The sequence below is a fragment of the Pseudomonas sp. MH9.2 genome, from assembly GCF_034353875.1.
Classification (GTDB): domain Bacteria; phylum Pseudomonadota; class Gammaproteobacteria; order Pseudomonadales; family Pseudomonadaceae; genus Aquipseudomonas.
The window spans coordinates 2,233,595-2,252,559 of sequence record NZ_CP133784.1 but is presented as its reverse complement, the minus strand read 5'-3'; the positions used below and the strand labels follow the sequence as shown (position 1 = coordinate 2,252,559).

Here is an 18,965-nt window from a genome sequence, read left to right as displayed (position 1 = left end):
CGGCTTCGTTAGATGGGTTTTCCGTGCTTTTATGGACACATTCAATGCGTCACTTTTCCCCTCAATGGGTTGAAGTCCGAAAAAACGGCCCTATTGTAAAGCTGCCCCATTAGAGCGTTGTGCCGGTATCGTGGAATAACGCCACTTTCCTCACCACCGTTTCCGGGTAGAATGCTCGTTCGCATGCGGCCATAAGGGCTGCACGGGCGACTCACGGGGCCGCCCTCCATCCCTATGTGTGGAAGATCCTGTCGATATGTTTGCGCCTTTGTTAAAGAAACTTTTTGGAAGCAAGAACGAGCGTGAAGTCAAACGCATGCTCAAGACGGTCGTCACCGTCAATGCCTTCGAAGAGCAAATGGTGGCCCTTTCGGACGAGCAATTGCGTGCCAAGACCGAAGAGTTCAAGGCCCGTTTAGCCAAAGGTGAGACCCTCGATCAACTTCTGCCTGAAGCTTTTGCGGTTGCCCGAGAAGCCGGCAAGCGTGTCATGGGTATGCGCCACTTCGACGTCCAGTTGATTGGCGGCACAGCCCTGCACGAAGGCATGATCGCTGAAATGCGTACCGGTGAAGGCAAGACCCTGGTGGCGACACTGGCGGTTTACCTGAACGCGCTGGCCGGTAAGGGCGTGCACGTTATTACTGTGAACGACTACCTGGCTCGTCGTGACGCCAACTGGATGCGTCCGCTTTACGAATTCCTCGGTCTGACCGTCGGCGTCGTCACGCCTTTCCAGCCGCCGGAAGAGAAGCGCGCTGCTTATGCGTCGGATATCACCTACGGCACCAACAACGAATTTGGTTTCGATTACCTGCGCGACAACATGGCTTTCAGCATGGAAGACAAGTTCCAGCGCGAGCTTAACTTCGCTGTAATCGACGAAGTCGACTCGATCCTGATCGATGAAGCGCGTACGCCGCTGATCATTTCCGGTCAGGCTGAAGACAGCTCCAAGCTATACACCGAAATCAATAAACTGATCCCGAGACTCGAGCAGCACATCGAGGAAGTGGAAGGTGTTGTTACCAAGGCCGGGCATTTCACCGTTGACGAGAAAACCCGTCAGGTTGAACTGAACGAAGCCGGTCACCAGTTCATCGAAGAGATGCTGACTGAAGTCGGCCTGCTGGCGGTGGGTGAAAGCCTGTACTCGGCGCACAACCTGGGCCTCTTGACCCACGTTTACGCCGGTCTGCGCGCACACAAACTGTTCCATCGCAACGTCGAGTACATCGTCCAGGACGGTCAGATCCTGCTGGTCGACGAACACACCGGTCGTACCATGCCGGGTCGCCGTCTGTCCGAAGGTCTGCATCAGGCCATCGAAGCGAAGGAAGTGCTGAATATTCAGGCCGAGAGCCAGACCCTGGCATCGACCACCTTCCAGAACTACTTCCGCCTGTACAACAAGCTGTCCGGTATGACCGGTACAGCGGACACCGAGGCGTTCGAGTTCCATCAGATCTACAGCTTGTCGGTAACGGTTATTCCGCCGAACAAGCCGCTGGCGCGTAAAGACTTCAACGACCTGGTCTACCTGACCGCCGAAGAAAAATACGCCGCCATCGTCACCGATATCAAAGAGTGCCTGGCCCAGGGGCGTCCGGTACTGGTGGGTACGGCAACCATCGAAACCTCCGAGCACATGTCCAGCCTGTTGATCAAGGAAGGCATCGATCACAAGGTTCTGAACGCCAAGTATCACGAAAAAGAAGCCGAAATCATCGCCCAGGCCGGTCGTCCGGGTGCGCTGACCATTGCCACCAACATGGCCGGTCGTGGTACCGACATTCTGTTGGGCGGCAATTGGGAAGTGGAAGTCGCGGCCCTGGAAGAGCCGACCCCTGAGCAGATCGCTCAGATCAAAGCCGACTGGCAGAAACGCCATCAGCAAGTGATCGAAGCGGGTGGTCTGCATGTGATTGCTTCCGAGCGTCATGAGTCGCGCCGTATCGATAACCAGCTGCGTGGTCGTGCCGGTCGTCAGGGCGATACAGGTTCCAGCCGTTTCTACCTGTCGCTGGAAGACAGCCTGATGCGCATTTTCGCCTCTGATCGGGTGAAAAACTTCATGAAAGCGCTGGGCATGCAGTCCGGCGAAGCGATTGAGCACCGCATGGTGACCAATGCGATCGAAAAAGCGCAGCGTAAAGTCGAAGGCCGTAACTTCGACATTCGCAAGCAACTGCTTGAGTTCGATGATGTCTCCAACGAACAGCGTAAAGTGATTTACCACATGCGTAACAGCCTGCTGGCTGCGACCAACATTGGTGACACCATCGCTGACTTCCGTCTGGACGTGCTCAACAGCCTTGTCAGCCAGCACATTCCGCCACAGTCGCTGCCAGAACAGTGGGATGTCGTGGGCTTGGAAGCGGCGCTGAACAGCGATTTCGGCGTTCAGCTCCCGATCCAGCAGTGGCTCGACGAAGACGATCATCTGTACGAAGAAACCCTGCGCGAGAAGCTCTTGCAAGAGCTGCTGGCCGCCTACAACGATAAAGAAGAACAAGCCAGTGCCGAAGCGCTGCGCACGTTCGAGAAGCAGATTCTGCTACGTGTCCTCGACGACCTGTGGAAAGACCATCTGTCGACCATGGACCACCTGCGTCACGGTATCCACCTGCGGGGTTATGCACAGAAGAACCCGAAACAGGAATACAAACGCGAGTCCTTCGCGCTGTTCCAGGAACTGCTCGACTCGATCAAGCGCGACACTATCCGTGTGCTGTCTCACGTTCAGGTTCGCCGCGAAGACCCGGCCGAAGAAGAAGCCCGTCTGCGTCGCGACGCCGAGGAGCTGGCTCACCGCATGCAGTTCGAACACGCCGAGGCTCCAAGTCTGGATCAGCCCGAAGCGCTGCTGGAGGAGGGCGATGTTGCCGTCGCAGCGGCACCGGTTCGCAACGATCAGAAACTGGGTCGCAACGAAGTGTGCTGGTGTGGTTCGGGCAAAAAGTTCAAGCACTGCCACGGCCAGATCAACTAAGTTCAGCCTGGCGTTGTTAACCTGAAATACCCCGCGCCGCGACCGGCCCAGCCGTCGCGGCGTTTTTCCATCGATTGAGCCGTACCGATGCGGGCGGCGCAGATAGCTTTCAAGGAGCGCACTTCATGGCTGTTGGTCTTGGTCCTTTGCCGACGTTGCACCCGGTTCCTGGTTTTGAACTTGGCATTGCCTCTGCCGGAATCAAGCGCCCAGGGCGCAAAGACGTGGTGGTCATGCGCTGCGCTGAAGGTTCCAGTGTGGCGGGCGTGTTCACGCTGAACGCGTTCTGCGCCGCGCCGGTGATTCTGGCCAAGCAGCGTGTACAAGGCCCTGTGCGTTATTTGCTGACCAACACCGGTAATGCCAACGCGGGCACCGGTACGCCGGGGCTAGCAGCCGCCGCGCGTACCTGCGCCAAGCTCGCGGAGCTGGCGGGTGTCGACGCCAATGCGGTGCTGCCTTACTCCACCGGGGTGATTGGCGAGCCATTGCCCGTGGAGAAAATCGAAGGCGCGCTGCAAGCCGCCCTGGACGATCTGTCTGTGGATAACTGGGCCGCCGCGGCAACCGGGATCATGACCACTGACACTTTGCCCAAGGGGGCGAGCCGTCAGTTTCAGCATGAAGGCGTGACCATCACCGTGACGGGGATCAGCAAGGGCGCAGGGATGATTCGTCCGAACATGGCGACCATGCTCGGCTACATCGCTACTGACGCCAAGGTCGCGCAGAGTGTGTTGCAGGACCTGCTGCGTGACGGGGCCAACAAGTCGTTCAATCGCATCACCATCGACGGCGATACCTCGACCAACGACTGCTGCATGCTGATCGCGACGGGCAAGGCCGCATTACCGGAGATCACTGAGGCTAAAGGTCCATTGTTCGCCGCGCTTAAACAAGCGGTGTTCGAAGTATGCATGGACGTGGCTCAGGCCATCGTCCGTGATGGCGAGGGCGCAACCAAGTTCGTCACAGTTGAAGTGAATGGCGGCGGCAATCATCAGGAATGTCTGGACGTGGCTTACGCCGTGGCGCACTCACCGTTGATCAAAACCGCGTTGTTCGCCTCCGATCCCAACTGGGGCCGGATCCTTGCTGCGGTGGGCCGCGCCGGTGTGCCGGATCTGGACGTCAGCAAGATCGACGTCTTCCTCGGTGCTGTGTGCATCGCCAGCCAGGGCTGCCGTGCAACCACCTACACCGAAGCTCAGGGCTCGGCGGTCATGGCCGAAGCTGAAATCACCATCCGCATCGAGCTGGGCCGTGGTGAATGCCGCGAAACTATCTGGACCACCGACCTGTCGCACGAGTACGTGAAGATCAACGCGGAATATCGTACGTAATCTGGACGCGCATTTTAGCTGAACAGGTGGGCGCGAATGTATTTGCTCCCACCTGAGGTGATCGATCCGCCCTCCTGGAGAGTCCCGAACATGAGCTTGCACCTGATTATCGGCGACAAACGCTTTTCTTCCTGGTCGCTGCGTCCTGCGCTGGCGCTGGATATGATCGGCGTGCCCTATACCGAGAAAGTGATTTGGCTGAATCAGCCAGACAGTCGGCAACGGGCGCTTGAGCATTCGCCAACCGGCAAAGTTCCTCTCCTGAAAACCGAACACGGGACCATTGCTGACTCTTTGGCGATTATTGAGTACCTGGCCGAGCGTTTTCCCGAGGCGGGACTCTGGCCGCAGGATATCGCTGCCCGGGCCCAGGCGCGCTCAGCCTGCGCGCAGATGCACAGCGGGTTCATGGGTTTGCGCACGCACATGGGGTTCGACCTTCGGCGTGATGCGGCGCTGGACGTGATCCCTGCCGACGCTCAGGCCGACATCGATCGTATCGTTGCGTTGTGGGCTGAGTGTCGTGCCGCGGCCGTTGAGAGTGGTCCTTATCTGTTTGGTAAGCTGAGCGCGGCGGATGCGTTTTTCGCTCCGGTTGCAGTGCGCCTGCGGACCTATCGTGTGGCATTGCCCGCAGAGGCGCAGGCGTATGTTGAAACAATTTACCAGTGGCCTGCTTTTCAGCGCTGGCAGAAAGCAGGTTTAGAGGAAGTGGTGCGGTGAAACGAGTTCATGTAGCAGCGGCAGTGATCCGTGGTAACGACGGCAAGATCCTTATCGCACGACGTGCCGATACTCAGCATCAGGGCGGTTTGTGGGAGTTTCCCGGCGGTAAGGTCGAGACCGGTGAAACGGTCGAGGTCGCGCTGGCACGCGAGCTGCTGGAAGAGCTGGGTATCGTGGTTGTCACCGCTCGTCCGTTGATCAAGGTTCAGCACGACTACCCGGACAAGCAGGTGTTGCTGGATGTCTGGGAAGTATCGGCATTCATCGGTGAGCCGCATGGCGCCGAAGGCCAGCCATTGGCGTGGGCGTCTGCGCGCGAGCTGGTGGACTATGACTTTCCGGCGGCGAATCAGCCTATCGTCGCGGCAGCACGCTTGCCTGGCGAGTACCTGATTACCCCCGAGGGGCTGGAAACGCCAGAATTGCTGCGCGGTTTGCAGAAGGCGATAGCCGGAGGAATCAAGCTGGTACAGCTGCGCTCGCCGAACGGGTACGACCCGAAATATCGCGACTTGGCGGTGGATGCCGTTGGACTCTGCGCAGGCAAGGCGCAGTTGATGCTCAAAGGGCCGCTGGAGTGGCTGGGTGACTTCCCGGCTGCTGGGTGGCACCTGACGGCGGCGCAGTTGCGCAAACTCGCCAGCGCAGGCCGACCGTTCCCTGCTGCACGCTGGCTAGCGGCGTCCTGTCACAACGCTGAGGAATTGGCGCTGGCCGAGCAGATGGGGGTGGATTTCGTCACGTTGTCTCCGGTGCAAGCTACGCAAACCCATCCAGACGCGCTGCCGATGGGGTGGGAGCAGGCGACGCAGTTGATCGCCGGCTTCAGCAAGCCCGTGTTTTTGCTAGGCGGTGTCGGTGTCGATGATCGTCAGCGCGCCTGGGAAAGCGGCGCGCAGGGCGTGGCAGGGATTCGGGCGTTTTGGCCAGAGGTCTGACCGCCTCGCCCCTACGGTTTTGGCGCCGCCTGCCAAAGAATCTCGGCAATGCCCTGACGCTTGGCAATCAAACGCGCCGCCACGAACAGCAGGTCCGACAGTCGGTTGATGTAGGCCAGGCCAACCCCTGCCAGTGGTTCGAGGGCATTCAGGTGTTGGCAACGGCGTTCGGCGCTGCGGGCCAGGCTGCGACATACGTGGGCCTGCGCGATCAATGCTGAACCGCCCGGCAGAATGAAGTTTTCCAGCGGACCCAGCGTCTCGTTCCATAGATCGATGGCTGCCTCCAGGCGCTCGATTTCAGCGTTGTCGAGCGCTTGATACGCAGGCATCGCCAACTCGCCACCCAGATCGAACAACCGATGCTGGCAAGGCGTCAGTACCTCGATCAGCTCGCTCAAGCCCGGATAATGCTCGACCTGCTCCGCCAACCCTGCGAGCAATACGCCCACTTGGCTGTTCAATGTGTCGACCTCGCCAATGGCCTCGATACGCGGGTGGTCCTTGGGTACGCGGCGGCCATCACCAAGGCCGGTTTCGCCTTTGTCGCCCGTACGTGTGTAAATTTTCGACAGGCGAAAGCCCATGGTTATAACTCCGAAAGGGACTGTTCCTGAACGTTGATTGCGCTGCCGGCCAGCGGCAGGCGCAGGGTGAAGCAAGTGCCTTGGCCTGGGGTCGATTGCACTTCCATCTGGCCTTTGTGGTTGTTGGTGATAATGAAGTACGACACGGACAGACCGAGCCCTGTGCCTTGACCGATTTCCTTGGTGGTGAAAAACGGCTCGAAGGTGCGTTTTCGTACGTTCTCAGACATCCCGATGCCATTGTCTTCGACCTGGATCTCGGCCCAAGGCGGGTTTAGGCGGGTACGCAGGATGATGCGTCCCGGTTCACTATCATTTGCACGTTGATGGATGGCCTGCGCGGCGTTCTTCAGCAAATTGAGCAGCACCTGCTCCAGCTCGTTAGCCGTACCGGGTACGGGGCCCAGGTTGGGGTCGAACTGGCGAATGATGGCCTGGCCCTTGAAGTCGAAGCCGATGGTCAGGTCGAAGTCGTTACTGGCGATTTCTACGGCCTGATCGATCAAGGCGGGCAAGTCGCAGGGCGCCATCTGTCGGTTGCTGAGTCGGCTGAAACTGAGCATGTGGCTGACGATTTTGGCGGCGCGGGCGCCGGCCTGCTGGATGCCTTCGAGTAATTTAGGCACTTCACGGCTTTCCAGGTATCGATTGACCTGCGCCAGATCAATGCCGTTTTGTTCGGCCTGCTCGATGTTTTTCGGCAGATCCGGCGACAGGCGTCTGCGAATGTTCTGCACGTTGTGCAGGATTGCGCCTAGGGGGTTGTTGATTTCATGCGCCATGCCGGCCGCAAGCCCGCCGACCGACAGCATCTTCTCCGACTGCACCATCATGTCCTCCAGCGACAGCCGCTGGGTGATGTCATCGATGCGGATCACCACGCCACGGCCTGCGCCGCCTGTCAGCGGATAAAAGGTCAGTGCATAGTGGTGAGGGACTTCATCTTTGATCCAGGTGACCCGCTCGATCTTGGTGACCGTGTGTCGCTCGACCGTGTGTTTGATCTTCGGCAGGAAAGCTTTCATTGGCTCAAAGGCGAGGAAAATCGGCTGATTGAGGGCTTCATCCAGAGGTGTGCCGGAGAGGGCGCTGGCCTCTTGGTTCCATTGCGTGACATACAGCTGTTCGTCCAGCGCGATCAGCGCTGACGGCATCGAGTCGATGATGCTGTTGAGGTAGTTCTGGAAGCCGGTGAGTTTCTTCTCGATCTTGCTGCGCACCTGCACTTCGAGTTCGAGTTTGCGGTTGGTGTGGCGGGTTTCTTCTGCCAGGCCCTGTGCTTGGTCGTAGGCGTCTTGAGAGTCGTCCCGCGCACGTTTGAGTTGCTGCTCCCGGGCTTCAATACGCGAAAGCATGGTGTTGAAGGCTTCCGCCAGGCTGCCGATTTCATCGTCGTTGCCTCGTTTGGCACGCAGTGCGTAGTTTTCCTCGCGGGTCACCTGGCGCGACAGCTGTTCGAGCTGGTAGATCGGCTCGGTGATCAGGCGCCGAATCTGCCGGGCGATGATCAGCCACAGCAATACGCTGAATACCAGAATCCCCAGGCTGGCGGTGAGCGTGCCGGTGTAAAACGCCATCGGCAGCTCACTGCTGGCCACCAGCAATAGGTAGCCTGGAGCTTCTCCTGCTTTGGGGATGGGAATCAGTTGAGTGCTGCGAAACTCGGTCAGGCGCCAACCTTCTATGTTCTTGTAGCGTTCGGGCAAGTTGAGTTTTTCGCCCTGCTGTACCTGCGCCAGACGCTCACCGTTGTTGTCGTACAGTGCTGCCGCACGCAATGAGCTATAGCTCTTGAGCTCCTTGAGCAAAGCTTTGGCGTTGCTTTCCGACGTTAACGCGTCCTGGCTGAGACCGGGGTTGCTGAGCAGTCGGCCAATGGTCTGCAAGGCTTGTGGGGCCATGCTTTCTTGGGAGATGTAATAGGCGGCGCTGATGAAGGTCAGGTTGGCCACCAACAATACCGTGGTCAACAAGACCAGCAAGGCGGCCAGAAGCTTCTGTCCTACCGGTAGGTTTTCTAGGCGCTGGCGCAATGGCATCGGGCAAATCACAGGCGATTGATGAACCCGCAGGGTAACGCGGGGTTCAGGCACTGAGCAATATTGGCCGCGCCGTAATCTAGTCGGTGCGCAACCCGCGTGACTGCAAATGGGCGATCAGTCGCGCTTGCAGCTGAGTCAGGTGCGGCAGCGAGCACTGATGACGCGCCGCTACCGCGCAGGCGTGGCCCAACAGATAGCTGATTTCGGTGCGGCGGCCGTGGGCGACGTCCTGATACATCGACGAATAGTTGGCTGCCGTCGCCTGAATCACCCGCTCGACCTCGCTGTGCAAGTCCTCGGCTGCCGCGGGCTGGCCGCAGCAACCGAGCAGTTCGGTCAATTCAGCGCACAGTGTCGCGACTTCGCAGTGGTGGGTTGCCAGCCCGCCGTTGCGGCAGTCATGGAGTACGGTCAGTGGGTTGATCGCGCAGTTCAGCGCCAGCTTGCGCCAGAGCCGGGTGAGGATGTCCGGGGTCCACTCATGAGGGATGCCGCTGGCCTGTAGCTCGTTCAGCCATGTGGGCGGCGTCGGGTCCTTGGCATCGCCGAGCCAGGTGTAGCCGTGGCCGGCAAATACCACACGCCAGTCGCCGTCACGAAAAGCACCCTCGGTACTCGATGCAAATATACAGCGGGCATGGGGCACCTTTGCCGCGACCGCATCCTGACTGCCGAGGCCATTTTGCAACAGGATCAGTTCAGCATTGGCGCTCAATCGCGGAGCCAGACGAGCGACGGCGGCTTCGGCGTCATAGGCTTTGCACGCTACCAGCAGGCGTTCAATGGGTTCGGCGGCGTCGAATGTTTGCGCGGGGATGGCCAAGGTGTGGCCGTGGCCTTGCTCGACCAGGGTCAGACCGCCGGCGGCCTTGTAGGCCGTCAGACGCGTTGGGTCGCGCAAAATCAGGCGTACCGGTAATCCGGCGCGCGCCAGGCGGGTCGCCCACAGGCTGCCGAGGCTGCCGACGCCCAAAACGTGCCAGATAACAGCCATCAGCCATTCACTGGCGAAGGCATGACGGGGTGTTGAATGAAGGAATTGGAATTCAACATGGCAGGCTCGCAGCGACGGTGGGGAAAGTCTCGTTATAATGACGGCGCATTCATACCGTCAAGTCAGGCGTGCTCCATCTTCATATCGAGCCGCGCCGTTTATCTGGAGAAATTACATGCCCTCGTTCGACGTAGTGTCCGAACTGGATAAACACGAAGTCACTAACGCCGTCGACAATGCCATCAAAGAGCTGGATCGTCGGTACGACCTTAAAGGCAAAGGCACATTCGAGTTCAAGGAGTTGACCGTGAACCTCACCGCCGAGGCAGATTTTCAGCTAGAGGCGATGGTCGAAATCCTCAAGCTGTGCCTGGTCAAGCGCAAGATTGATGTGCAATGCCTTGAGCTCAAGGATGCTTATGCGTCCGGCAAATTGATGAAGCAGGAAGCCACCCTCAAGGAAGGCATTGATAAAGAGATGGCGAAGAAAATCGTCGCTCATATCAAAGACGCCAAGCTTAAGGTGCAGGCCGCTATTCAGGGCGAGCAAGTCCGTGTGACCGGCAAGAAACGTGATGATTTGCAAGAAGCGATGGCGGTACTGCGGGGTCATGAGTTCGGCATGCCCCTGCAGTTCAACAACTTTCGCGACTAAAGGTGACCTCAATGGATTTGAATGCTGAAGTTGATCATTTGGTAAAGGTATCCCAGTCTTGGGTTCCCATGTTTCTGCAGTATGGCAGCCGAGTGTTGCTGGCCGTGGTTACTCTGGGTATCGGCTGGTGGCTGATCAACAAAGTGACGCGCAAACTGGGTGGGCTACTGGCGTTGCGCAATGCCGACCTGGCGTTACAGGGATTTATCAGCAACCTGGCCAACATCGTCCTCAAAGTGCTGCTGATCGTCAGCGTCGCGTCGATGATCGGTGTCGAAACGACCTCGTTCGTGGCCGCCATCGGTGCTGCGGGTCTGGCCATCGGTCTGGCGTTGCAGGGCAGTCTGGCGAACTTCGCTGGCGGTGTGCTGATTTTGCTGTTTCGCCCGTTCCGCATTGGTGATTGGATCGAAGCCCAAAACATCAGCGGCACGGTCGACAACATCCTGATCTTCCATACGGTTCTGCGCACGGGTGATAACAAGACCGTGATCGTGCCTAACGGCATCCTGTCCAATGGCATCATCACCAACACCAACCGTCAGCCAACTCGCAAGGTGGTCTTTGACATTGGTGTGGAGCATGACGCTGATCTGCGGCAAGCCCTGCAGGTGTTGCTGGAGATGGCTCAGGATCCTCGCGTGCTGCAGGATCCGGCGCCTCAGGCGGTGGTCACGACGTTGGGCGAGAATGCTATTACCCTGTCGCTGCGTGCATGGACCAAGACCGGCGACTATGCCGATGTCGTCGCTTATTTCAATATTGAAGCGCGGGATCGTTTGAAGGCCGCCAACATCAATATCCCTGCGCCACAGCGGATGGTTCGCGTGGTGCAGGAGTCGGCCGCACAATAAGCCGGCTCTGCTGAAAAACAAAAAGCCCCGCGAGTCGGGGCTTTTTGCTTGCCGCGCAACCTAAGGCTGTTCGCTGACCGATGTTTCAATCGCTTCCGGCACCTGCACCGCTTTGGCCCGTCGTGCCTCCTGAGCCCATTGCAGGGCGATCATCACCAGGGTTGGTAACCCGAGCACGGCGGTGATCAGGAAGAAGGTGTGGTAGCCAAACCTTTCTACCATTACCCCGGAATAGCCACCTATCAGGCGCGGCAACAAGAGCATGATCGAGCTGAGTAGCGCGTATTGTGTCGCCGAGAACTTGAGGTTGGTCAGGCTCGACAGATAGGCGACGAAAGCAGACGTAGCCATCCCTGCGCTGAAGTTGTCCAGGGAGATGGTCACTATGAGCATCCGCAGGTTCGGGCCCATGTCTGCGAGCATTAAAAACAGCAGATTAGTGGCCGCTGAGGCAAAGCCGCCGATGAACAGGATCGGCAGAATGCCGAAACGAACGATCAACAACCCACCAAAGCCCGCGCCCAACAGGGTCATGACCAGGCCGAAGAGCTTGCTGACGCTGGCAATCTGGTCCTTGGTGAAGCCCAGGTCGATATAAAATACGTTAGCCATGACACCCATGACCGTGTCTGACATTCGATAGGTTGCGATCAGACCTAACAGCAGAAAAGCCTGCCAGCGATAGCGCCTGATGAAGTCGTTAACGGGAGTCAGGACGGGTGCAAGCCCGCGTCGACCAAAGGATGACAGGCACAGGGTGGTCAGTGTGATGTACAGGATGGCGCGTAGAAACGCTCGGTCTTCGAGCAGCAGAGTGACCCAGCTGGTGCCGTTGAACAGCACGCTGGCAAAGTCCGTGTAGTACAGCTGGGTGAACATCGCGGGTACTGAAACCAGCAAGATGATCAGCACAAAGACTGACGCCAACTGGTGGTTGAATCCATAGCGCGCTGCGGACAGCTGGGTGCGCAACGGTACCGGTGGCTCTCGCATGACCATCGTGGTGACCAGTGCGGGCAGCATCAAAAGGCCGAACAGAATGTAAGTGCCCGCCCACGCCGAATGTTTGTAGCTGAAGCCAGTCGAGCCGAAGCCTTCGGCAAAATACAGCGCCCCCGCAGTGGAAAGCAGAGCCGCAACGCGGTACCCGGACATGTAGCTCGCTGCCAGGGCGGCCTGGCGGCTGTCTTCAGCGATTTCCAGACGATAGGCGTCGATGGCGATGTCTTGCGTCGCAGACGAGAACGCAACCAGCACGGCAATAGCAATCAGCCAGGACAGGTGTTTTTGTGGGTCGCAAAAACCCATGCCGATCAAGCCAAGCACTATCAGGGATTGAGACAACACCAGCCATGATCGTCGGCGGCCAAGTTTGCCAAGAAAAGGCAGGCGCCATTGGTCCAATAGGGGTGACCAGACCCACTTGAAGGCATAAGCCAGGCCGATGAGGCTGGCATAACCGATGGTTTCACGTGCGACGCCCGCTTCGCGCAGCCAGACCGACAGCGTGGAAAACACGAGCATATAAGGCATGCCCGCAGCGAATCCGAGCAGCAATAGCACTAACGTCGAGGGGCTGGCATAAGCGGCGAGCGCGGCGCGCCAGGATTTACGGGGCATGGGCTGAAGTCTGCCTCAGGTTACGAAAACAAAGGGCGCACTCTAACCGCTGTGCTCTATCGGGCGCCAGCCATGGCACTGAATATCTACTCGATTATTTTTGATGATGACGCCTTCAGCCCTTAGACGCGCACGTTGTTCGTCGCCTGAGGCGGTTCCGACCGGCAAACTGAGTTTACCGCCCGCCCCCAGCACCCGGTGCCAGGGGAGGGAGGTGCCCTGCGGTAATTGGCTCAACGTGCGCCCAACCCAGCGTGCGGCACGCCCCAGTCCGGCAAATTCAGCCAGCTGTCCATAGCTCACGACCTTGCCTTCCGGGATTTGATGGAGGGTCACGTAGAGCGCTCTACGCCGGACTTCGGCCGGCGTTAATTGAGCAGAGTCGTCCTGTTTTGGCGGGTGATCGGTCACGCGTTTATTCCTGTTGAAAGGCGCTTGAAGGCAGGGTTTGTGGAACTACAGCCCGCGTAATGGGTCTTTTGTTGCTCGTTGTCGTCCTGGAGATGATGCCCGATTCCCCTGTAAACCTGAGCCTTGTCGTTGCTTATGCTGTCTAGAACCTTGCTGTGCATTGCTATTATCAGCACCTCCATACCTGTACTCGCCGATACCGTCTGGTTGAAAAATGGTGATCGGCTGACGGGGACCATTAGAGTCTTCGATGGCGGTAAGTTGTTGCTCCAGACCGATTATGCCGGAGCGATCCCGCTGGACTGGAAACAGATCAAAACCCTGGAGAGTGATCAGAAGCTTCTGGTCAAACAGGACAAGTACCCCGGCGAAATCGCCAAGTCGTTGCAGCCGGCCGAGGATGGCAAGGTGACGCTGGCCAATGGTGAGGCGCCCAAGACTGTCGAGCTGGCCAGCATCCAGCAGATCATGAAACCCAAACCGGTGATTACGGATCTGGTCTGGAAAGGCAGCATCGATGCCGCGCTGGATTTTCAGCGTGCGGAAAAGAACACCGACGATTACAACATCGCCTTCAAGACTTCGGCGCGTCACGGCGATTGGCGGCATAACGCCAAAGGCGAGTACAACCGCGAAACTCAGGATGGCCTCATCAGTACCGATAACTGGAGCGCCGAGTACTCCATTGACCGTTTCTTCACCGAAAAATGGTTCTGGGATGGTCGTGTTACCTACAAACGCGACGATATAGAAAATTTGACCCGCCAACGTACAATCGGTACCGGTCCGGGCTATCAATTCTGGGATGACGAGCTGGGTGCATTCTCGCTGGGTTCGTTGCTTAACCGCACCGACTACGAATACGCGGACGGTCAGAAAGCCAATTTCTATTCCGCGGGCATGAAGTGGGATTACAACCGTTTCTTGATTGGCAAGAGGGTCGAGTTTTTCACCAATGGCGAATTGAACAAATCACTCACGGGCGTTGCCAATTACAGTCTGGACAGTGAGATTGGGCTGCGTTACAAAGTTACCGAATGGGCCTCGCTCAACCTGAAGGCTGAGAAAAACCTCATTAGCGGTTCTTCCGACGGGGATCTCGACAAGACCCGCTATACGGCTGGCTTTGGGGTGACGTGGTAAGCCTCCGATGAGGCTATCGCAGGGGCGCTTGCAACCAGGCATTCCCCTGCCCTGCGAACGGATCAGGGTCGCGTCCGACTGACTCGACCCTGATCAGCAATAGAACCTAGATCCGCAACCCGCCGTCCAATTCCAGAATACGACCGCTGAAGTAGTCGTTCTCCAGAATATAAGCTGCCGAATGGGCGATTTCTTCAGGTTTGCCCATGCGCTTGAGCGGGATGCCTGAGGTCATTTTTTCCAGCGCTTCAGGCTTCATGCCCAAGGTCATTTCAGTTTCGATGAAGCCAGGGGCAATGCCTGCGACGCGGATGCCATAGCGTGCCAGTTCCTTGGCCCAGGTCACGGTGGCGGCTGCGACACCGGCTTTGGCCGCCGAGTAGTTGGTCTGACCGACATTGCCTGCGCGGGAGATCGAAGAGATATTGATGATCGCGCCCTGATTCTTCAGTTCGATCATCTTTGCTGCCACTTCACGGGTGCACAAGAATACGCCGGTCAAATTGACGTCGATGACCGCTTGCCACTGCGCCAGGGACATCTTGGTCATCTCGCCGTCCTTGACCCTTAGCAGCAGGCCGTCACGAAGAATCCCTGCGTTATTGATCAGGCCGTGAATCGCGCCGAAGTCCTCGGCAACTTGAGCAACCATCTGCGTCACTTGTTCTTCGTTAGCGACGTTGCACAGGTAAGACCGTGCTTCCACGCCCAATGCCTTGCAAGCGGCAACCGCTTGATCAAGCTTTTCCTGATTCAAGTCCACCAGGGCCAGCTTCGCGCCTTTGGCCGCGAGATATTCGGCCATCGAACGGCCCAAACCCTGGCAACCGCCAGTGATAATAATTATCTTGTCTTTCAAATGCATGCGCGTGCCCAATAAAACAGTCGGTGGTTATCCTTACCAGATGACCCACACTCGCGGAGTCCGCGCTTGGAGTTGCTCTGGTGGCGCTGCAAAAATACCGAGCGCCCGTCCGTTTTCGACGGATTCTATATAAGGAGTCATAAGATGAGCGTTAATGCCGCTAAGCATGCCCGAGAATTGCTGCTCAAGGAATACCGGGGTGTGCTGTCCACTCACTCCAAATCCATGCCCGGCTTCCCGTTCGGCTCTGTGGTGCCTTATTGCCTGGATGATCAGGGCAGGCCACTGATCCTGATCAGCCGCATCGCCCAGCACACGCATAACCTGCAAAAGGACCCCAAGTGCTCGCTGCTGGTTGGAGAGCGCGGAGCTGAGGATGTACAGGCGGTGGGCCGTATCACCCTGCTGGCCGAGGCCGAGAAACTGACCGGCAGCGCTGCCATTGAAGCGGCTGCCGAGCGTTATTACCGGTATTTCCCCGAATCGCAGAGCTATCACAGTGCCCACGACTTTGACTTCTGGGTGCTGGTCCCGGTGCGATACCGTTATATCGGCGGTTTTGGCGCGATTCACTGGCTCGATGAGGTCGCCCTGGCCAATCCGTTTGCTGGCGCAGCGGAAACCGCAATGGTCGAACACATGAATAACGACCACGCTACCGCCATCGCCCATTACGTCACGCTGTCCGGTCTGCCGCAGACGCAGCCCGCACAGATGGTCGGTATCGACAGCGAAGGTATGCATTTACGCATAGGGCAGGGTCTATACTGGCTGGCTTTTGCTCACTCCTGTAACACTCCGAAACAAGTTCGCGAAGCCTTGGTCCAGCTGGCCCATGCTGAAAAATGGCCGGCGAATGAAGCCCAAGAGGCTTGAATTCACGATTTGGCGACGTCACATAGGGTTTATTGGAAGTCATTCTTCCGTTGAGGAACTCATTTGATGCGCGTTTTTCTGTTGCTCTTTCTACTGTTTCCAGTGCTGGAACTGTTTGTTCTGGTCAAGGTGGGTATGGCCATTGGCTTTTTGCCGACCTTCTTGCTGGTGGTCGCCAGCTCCATGCTCGGCGTATTCGTGATCCGGATCGCAGGCTTTGCCACGGCGCTGCGTGCCCGCGAGAGCCTGGCCCGCGGCGAGCTGCCAGCCCAGCAGATGCTGGAAGGTCTGATGGTCGCCGTCGGCGGTGGGTTACTGCTGCTGCCTGGTTTTATCAGTGACGTACTGGGGCTGATCTGCCTGTTGCCGTTCACCCGTAAGGTGCTGGTCAACACGTTGCGCAAGCGCGCTGAAGAGCAAGCGATCCGCCAGCGTGCGTTTGCCGATGACGTACGAGCCGCGGGTGGCCCGGAGCGTCCCGGTGCCGCACACCCCGGCAACCGTCAGCCTAACGTGATCGAAGGTGAGTTCGAACATCGCGATCGGTAAGCGTTCTAGCCTGTACGCAACGGCCTGTGCGGGACCGTCCGGTGCCGCATATGTTTCAAAAGGCTGTATCTGTCTGCAAAAAAATTACACGCCAAGCCTTGTAATCACCTTGCTCGCCCTTATGTAAGGGTCACCGCAAGGTTTCTGGTGGATTCGCCAGACCGTATTCTGCGGTTCGCTCGTCGAACCGTAACCGGCAACGCCGGATGTTCTAAACCGCCGGTGCAGTCACCGGACGTTCAAAACCATAATTAGGAGATCGACAATGAAGCTTCGTCCTCTGCATGACCGCGTCGTAATCCGTCGCAGCGAAGAAGAATCGAAAACTGCTGGCGGTATCGTTCTGCCGGGTTCGGCTGCTGAAAAGCCAAACCGTGGCGAGATCCTTGCTGTTGGTACCGGCCGCGTGCTGGACAACGGTGAAGTGCGTGCGCTGGCCGTAAAAGTAGGCGACAAAGTGGTGTTTGGCCCTTACTCCGGCAGCAACACTGTGAAAATAGACGGCGAAGACCTGCTGGTGATGAGCGAGAACGAAATTCTCGCAGTCGTCGAAGCCTGAGTATTTCCCGCGAATTTCCGTTACTACCCAGTATTTAAGGAATAACGATCATGGCTGCAAAAGAAGTTAAATTCGGCGACTCCGCCCGTAAAAAAATGCTCACCGGTGTCAACGTCCTGGCTGACGCAGTTAAAGCGACCCTCGGGCCTAAAGGCCGTAACGTCATTATCGAAAAAAGCTTTGGCGCTCCGCTGATCACCAAAGACGGCGTCTCCGTTGCAAAAGAAATCGAACTGAAAGACCGTTTCGAAAACATGGGCGCGCAGCTGGTTAAAGACGTTGCTTCCCGTGCAAACGATGACGCAGGCGACGGCACCACCACCGCTACCGTTCTGGCTCAATCGATCGTCAACGAAGGCCTGAAAGCCGTCGCTGCCGGCATGAACCCAATGGACCTGAAGCGCGGCATCGACAAAGCGACCATCGCTATCGTTGCTCAGCTCAAGCTGCTGTCCAAGCCTTGCACCGACACCAAGGCCATTGCTCAGGTGGGTACCATCTCCGCCAACTCCGATAGCTCCATCGGCGACATCATTGCCGAAGCTATGGAAAAAGTGACCAAAGACGGCGTTATCACCGTTGAAGAAGGCACTGGCTTGGAAAACGAATTGTCTGTTGTTGAAGGCATGCAGTTCGACCGTGGCTACCTGTCCCCGTACTTCATCAACAAGCCAGATACCATGGTTGCCGAGCTGGACGGTCCGCTGATCCTGCTGGTCGACAAAAAAATCTCCAACATCCGCGAAATGCTGCCAGTTCTGGAAGCAGTGGCCAAAGCTGGCCGTCCGCTGTTGATCGTTGCTGAAGACGTTGAAGGCGAAGCCTTGGCGACTCTGGTTGTGAACAACATGCGCGGTATCGTGAAAGTTGCAGCCGTCAAAGCTCCTGGCTTTGGTGATCGTCGCAAGGCCATGCTGCAGGACATCGCTGTTCTGACTGGCGGTACCGTTATCTCCGAAGAGATCGGCCTGAGCCTGGAAACCACTACCCTGGAACACCTGGGTAATGCCAAGCGCGTTGTGCTGAACAAAGAAAACACCACCATCATCGACGGTGCTGGCGTTCGTGCCGATATCGACTCGCGTATCGCTCAGATCCGTACGCAAGTAGCAGACACCACGTCTGACTACGACAAAGAAAAACTGCAAGAGCGTCTGGCCAAGTTGTCCGGCGGCGTTGCAGTAATCAAAGTCGGCGCCGGTTCCGAAGTTGAAATGAAAGAGAAGAAAGCCCGCGTTGAAGACGCCCTGCACGCAACACGTGCAGCCGTTGAAGAAGGCGTGGTACCTGGCGGTGGCGTGGCACTGGTTCGCTCCCTGCAAGCAATCGCTGGCCTGAAAGGCGACAACGCTGATCAGGACGTCGGTATCGCTCTGCTGCGTCGCGCTGTAGAAGCTCCACTGCGTCAGATCGTTTCCAACTCCGGCGACGAGCCAAGCGTAGTTGTCGACAAGGTCAAGCAGGGTTCGGGTAACTTCGGTTACAACGCTGCTACTGGCGAATACGGCGACATGATCGAAATGGGCATCCTTGACCCAGCTAAAGTGACTCGCTCTGCTCTGCAAGCGGCGTCCTCCATCGCCAGCCTGATGATCACTACCGAAGCGATGATCGCTGAAGTGGTTGACGACAAGGCTGCTGGCGGCGGCATGCCGGACATGGGCGGCATGGGTGGTATGGGCGGCATGATGTAAGCCAGCTTTACCTCTCCCATAAAAAACCCCGCTTCGGCGGGGTTTTTTTATGGCGGGTAGTCGGTGAGGCTGAGCTGTGCGGCGAGCGTTAAAGTTCCGCTCCGCACACAGACTCAG

General features: G+C 57.7%; 17 protein-coding genes. 11 read left to right on the top strand and 6 right to left on the bottom strand.

What is annotated here, in order from left to right; genetic code table 11:
* Positions 1–256: 256 nt before the first annotated feature.
* The 4 genes from secA (at position 257) to RHM55_RS10500 (ending at position 5,999) form a co-directional block, all read left to right on the top strand.
* On the top strand, positions 257–2,992 hold the full coding sequence (secA, locus tag RHM55_RS10515; protein WP_322181791.1) for a preprotein translocase subunit SecA: 2,736 nt from the start codon (positions 257–259) through the stop codon (positions 2,990–2,992).
* Between the two features lie 125 nt (positions 2,993–3,117).
* Positions 3,118–4,335 (top strand): bifunctional glutamate N-acetyltransferase/amino-acid acetyltransferase ArgJ, encoded by a 1,218-nt coding sequence (gene argJ, locus RHM55_RS10510; protein WP_322181789.1) that lies wholly within the window; start codon positions 3,118–3,120, stop codon positions 4,333–4,335.
* Positions 4,336–4,425: 90 nt separating this feature from the next.
* On the top strand, positions 4,426–5,058 hold the full coding sequence (locus tag RHM55_RS10505; RefSeq protein WP_322181787.1) for a glutathione S-transferase family protein: 633 nt from the start codon (positions 4,426–4,428) through the stop codon (positions 5,056–5,058).
* Positions 5,055–5,999, top strand: coding sequence for a Nudix family hydrolase (locus RHM55_RS10500; RefSeq protein WP_322181785.1), 945 nt, complete (start codon positions 5,055–5,057; stop codon positions 5,997–5,999). Before RHM55_RS10505 ends, RHM55_RS10500 begins: the two co-directional genes overlap by 4 nt.
* Before the next feature lie 11 nt (positions 6,000–6,010).
* Here RHM55_RS10500 and RHM55_RS10495 read toward each other — a convergent pair whose 3' ends face one another.
* From RHM55_RS10495 to RHM55_RS10485, 3 genes are all read right to left on the bottom strand, one after another.
* The gene (locus tag RHM55_RS10495; protein WP_322181783.1) at positions 6,011–6,586 is read right to left on the bottom strand and encodes a cob(I)yrinic acid a,c-diamide adenosyltransferase; all 576 of its coding nucleotides are present in this window, start codon (positions 6,584–6,586) and stop codon (positions 6,011–6,013) included.
* A 2-nt stretch (positions 6,587–6,588) separates the two neighbouring features.
* Entirely contained in the window at positions 6,589–8,625 is a 2,037-nt protein-coding gene (locus RHM55_RS10490; RefSeq protein WP_322181781.1) for a sensor histidine kinase, read from the bottom strand.
* A gap of 79 nt (positions 8,626–8,704) precedes the next feature.
* Positions 8,705–9,622 carry a putative 2-dehydropantoate 2-reductase gene (locus RHM55_RS10485; RefSeq protein WP_322181779.1) on the bottom strand — a complete coding sequence of 306 codons (918 nt, stop codon included), beginning with the start codon at positions 9,620–9,622 and terminating at the stop codon, positions 8,705–8,707.
* 175 nt (positions 9,623–9,797) lie between these two features.
* Here RHM55_RS10485 and RHM55_RS10480 point away from each other — a divergent pair, with 175 nt between their 5' ends.
* Positions 9,798–10,277 (top strand): YajQ family cyclic di-GMP-binding protein, encoded by a 480-nt coding sequence (locus RHM55_RS10480; RefSeq protein ID WP_219062239.1) that lies wholly within the window; start codon positions 9,798–9,800, stop codon positions 10,275–10,277.
* Positions 10,278–10,288: 11 nt separating this feature from the next.
* Positions 10,289–11,131: a mechanosensitive ion channel family protein gene (locus RHM55_RS10475; RefSeq protein ID WP_322181776.1), complete on the top strand. Its 843-nt coding sequence runs from the start codon at positions 10,289–10,291 to the stop codon at positions 11,129–11,131.
* Positions 11,132–11,191: 60 nt separating this feature from the next.
* On the opposite strand, the gene RHM55_RS10470 is transcribed toward RHM55_RS10475, so the two are convergent.
* The gene (locus tag RHM55_RS10470) at positions 11,192–12,751 is read right to left on the bottom strand and encodes an AmpG family muropeptide MFS transporter (protein WP_322181774.1); all 1,560 of its coding nucleotides are present in this window, start codon (positions 12,749–12,751) and stop codon (positions 11,192–11,194) included.
* A 42-nt stretch (positions 12,752–12,793) separates the two neighbouring features.
* Positions 12,794–13,162 (bottom strand): MGMT family protein, encoded by a 369-nt coding sequence (locus RHM55_RS10465; protein WP_322181772.1) that lies wholly within the window; start codon positions 13,160–13,162, stop codon positions 12,794–12,796.
* A gap of 135 nt (positions 13,163–13,297) precedes the next feature.
* On the opposite strand from RHM55_RS10465, the gene RHM55_RS10460 reads away from it, so the two are divergent.
* Positions 13,298–14,305, top strand: a complete 1,008-nt coding sequence (locus RHM55_RS10460; RefSeq protein WP_322181770.1) for a DUF481 domain-containing protein — start codon at positions 13,298–13,300, stop codon at positions 14,303–14,305.
* Positions 14,306–14,411: 106 nt separating this feature from the next.
* On the opposite strand, the gene RHM55_RS10455 is transcribed toward RHM55_RS10460, so the two are convergent.
* On the bottom strand, positions 14,412–15,170 hold the full coding sequence (locus tag RHM55_RS10455) for an SDR family oxidoreductase (RefSeq protein WP_322181768.1): 759 nt from the start codon (positions 15,168–15,170) through the stop codon (positions 14,412–14,414).
* Between the two features lie 144 nt (positions 15,171–15,314).
* Here RHM55_RS10455 and RHM55_RS10450 point away from each other — a divergent pair, with 144 nt between their 5' ends.
* From RHM55_RS10450 to groL, 4 genes are all read left to right on the top strand, one after another.
* Positions 15,315–16,046, top strand: coding sequence for a HugZ family protein (locus RHM55_RS10450; RefSeq protein ID WP_322181766.1), 732 nt, complete (start codon positions 15,315–15,317; stop codon positions 16,044–16,046).
* Between the two features lie 66 nt (positions 16,047–16,112).
* Positions 16,113–16,595, top strand: a complete 483-nt coding sequence (locus tag RHM55_RS10445; protein WP_322181764.1) for an FxsA family protein — start codon at positions 16,113–16,115, stop codon at positions 16,593–16,595.
* A gap of 265 nt (positions 16,596–16,860) precedes the next feature.
* Complete coding sequence (locus RHM55_RS10440; protein ID WP_322166002.1) at positions 16,861–17,154, top strand: co-chaperone GroES; 294 nt, start codon at positions 16,861–16,863, stop codon at positions 17,152–17,154.
* A 50-nt stretch (positions 17,155–17,204) separates the two neighbouring features.
* Complete coding sequence (gene groL / locus RHM55_RS10435; protein WP_219062231.1) at positions 17,205–18,848, top strand: chaperonin GroEL; 1,644 nt, start codon at positions 17,205–17,207, stop codon at positions 18,846–18,848.
* The last annotated feature ends 117 nt before the right edge of the window (positions 18,849–18,965 follow it).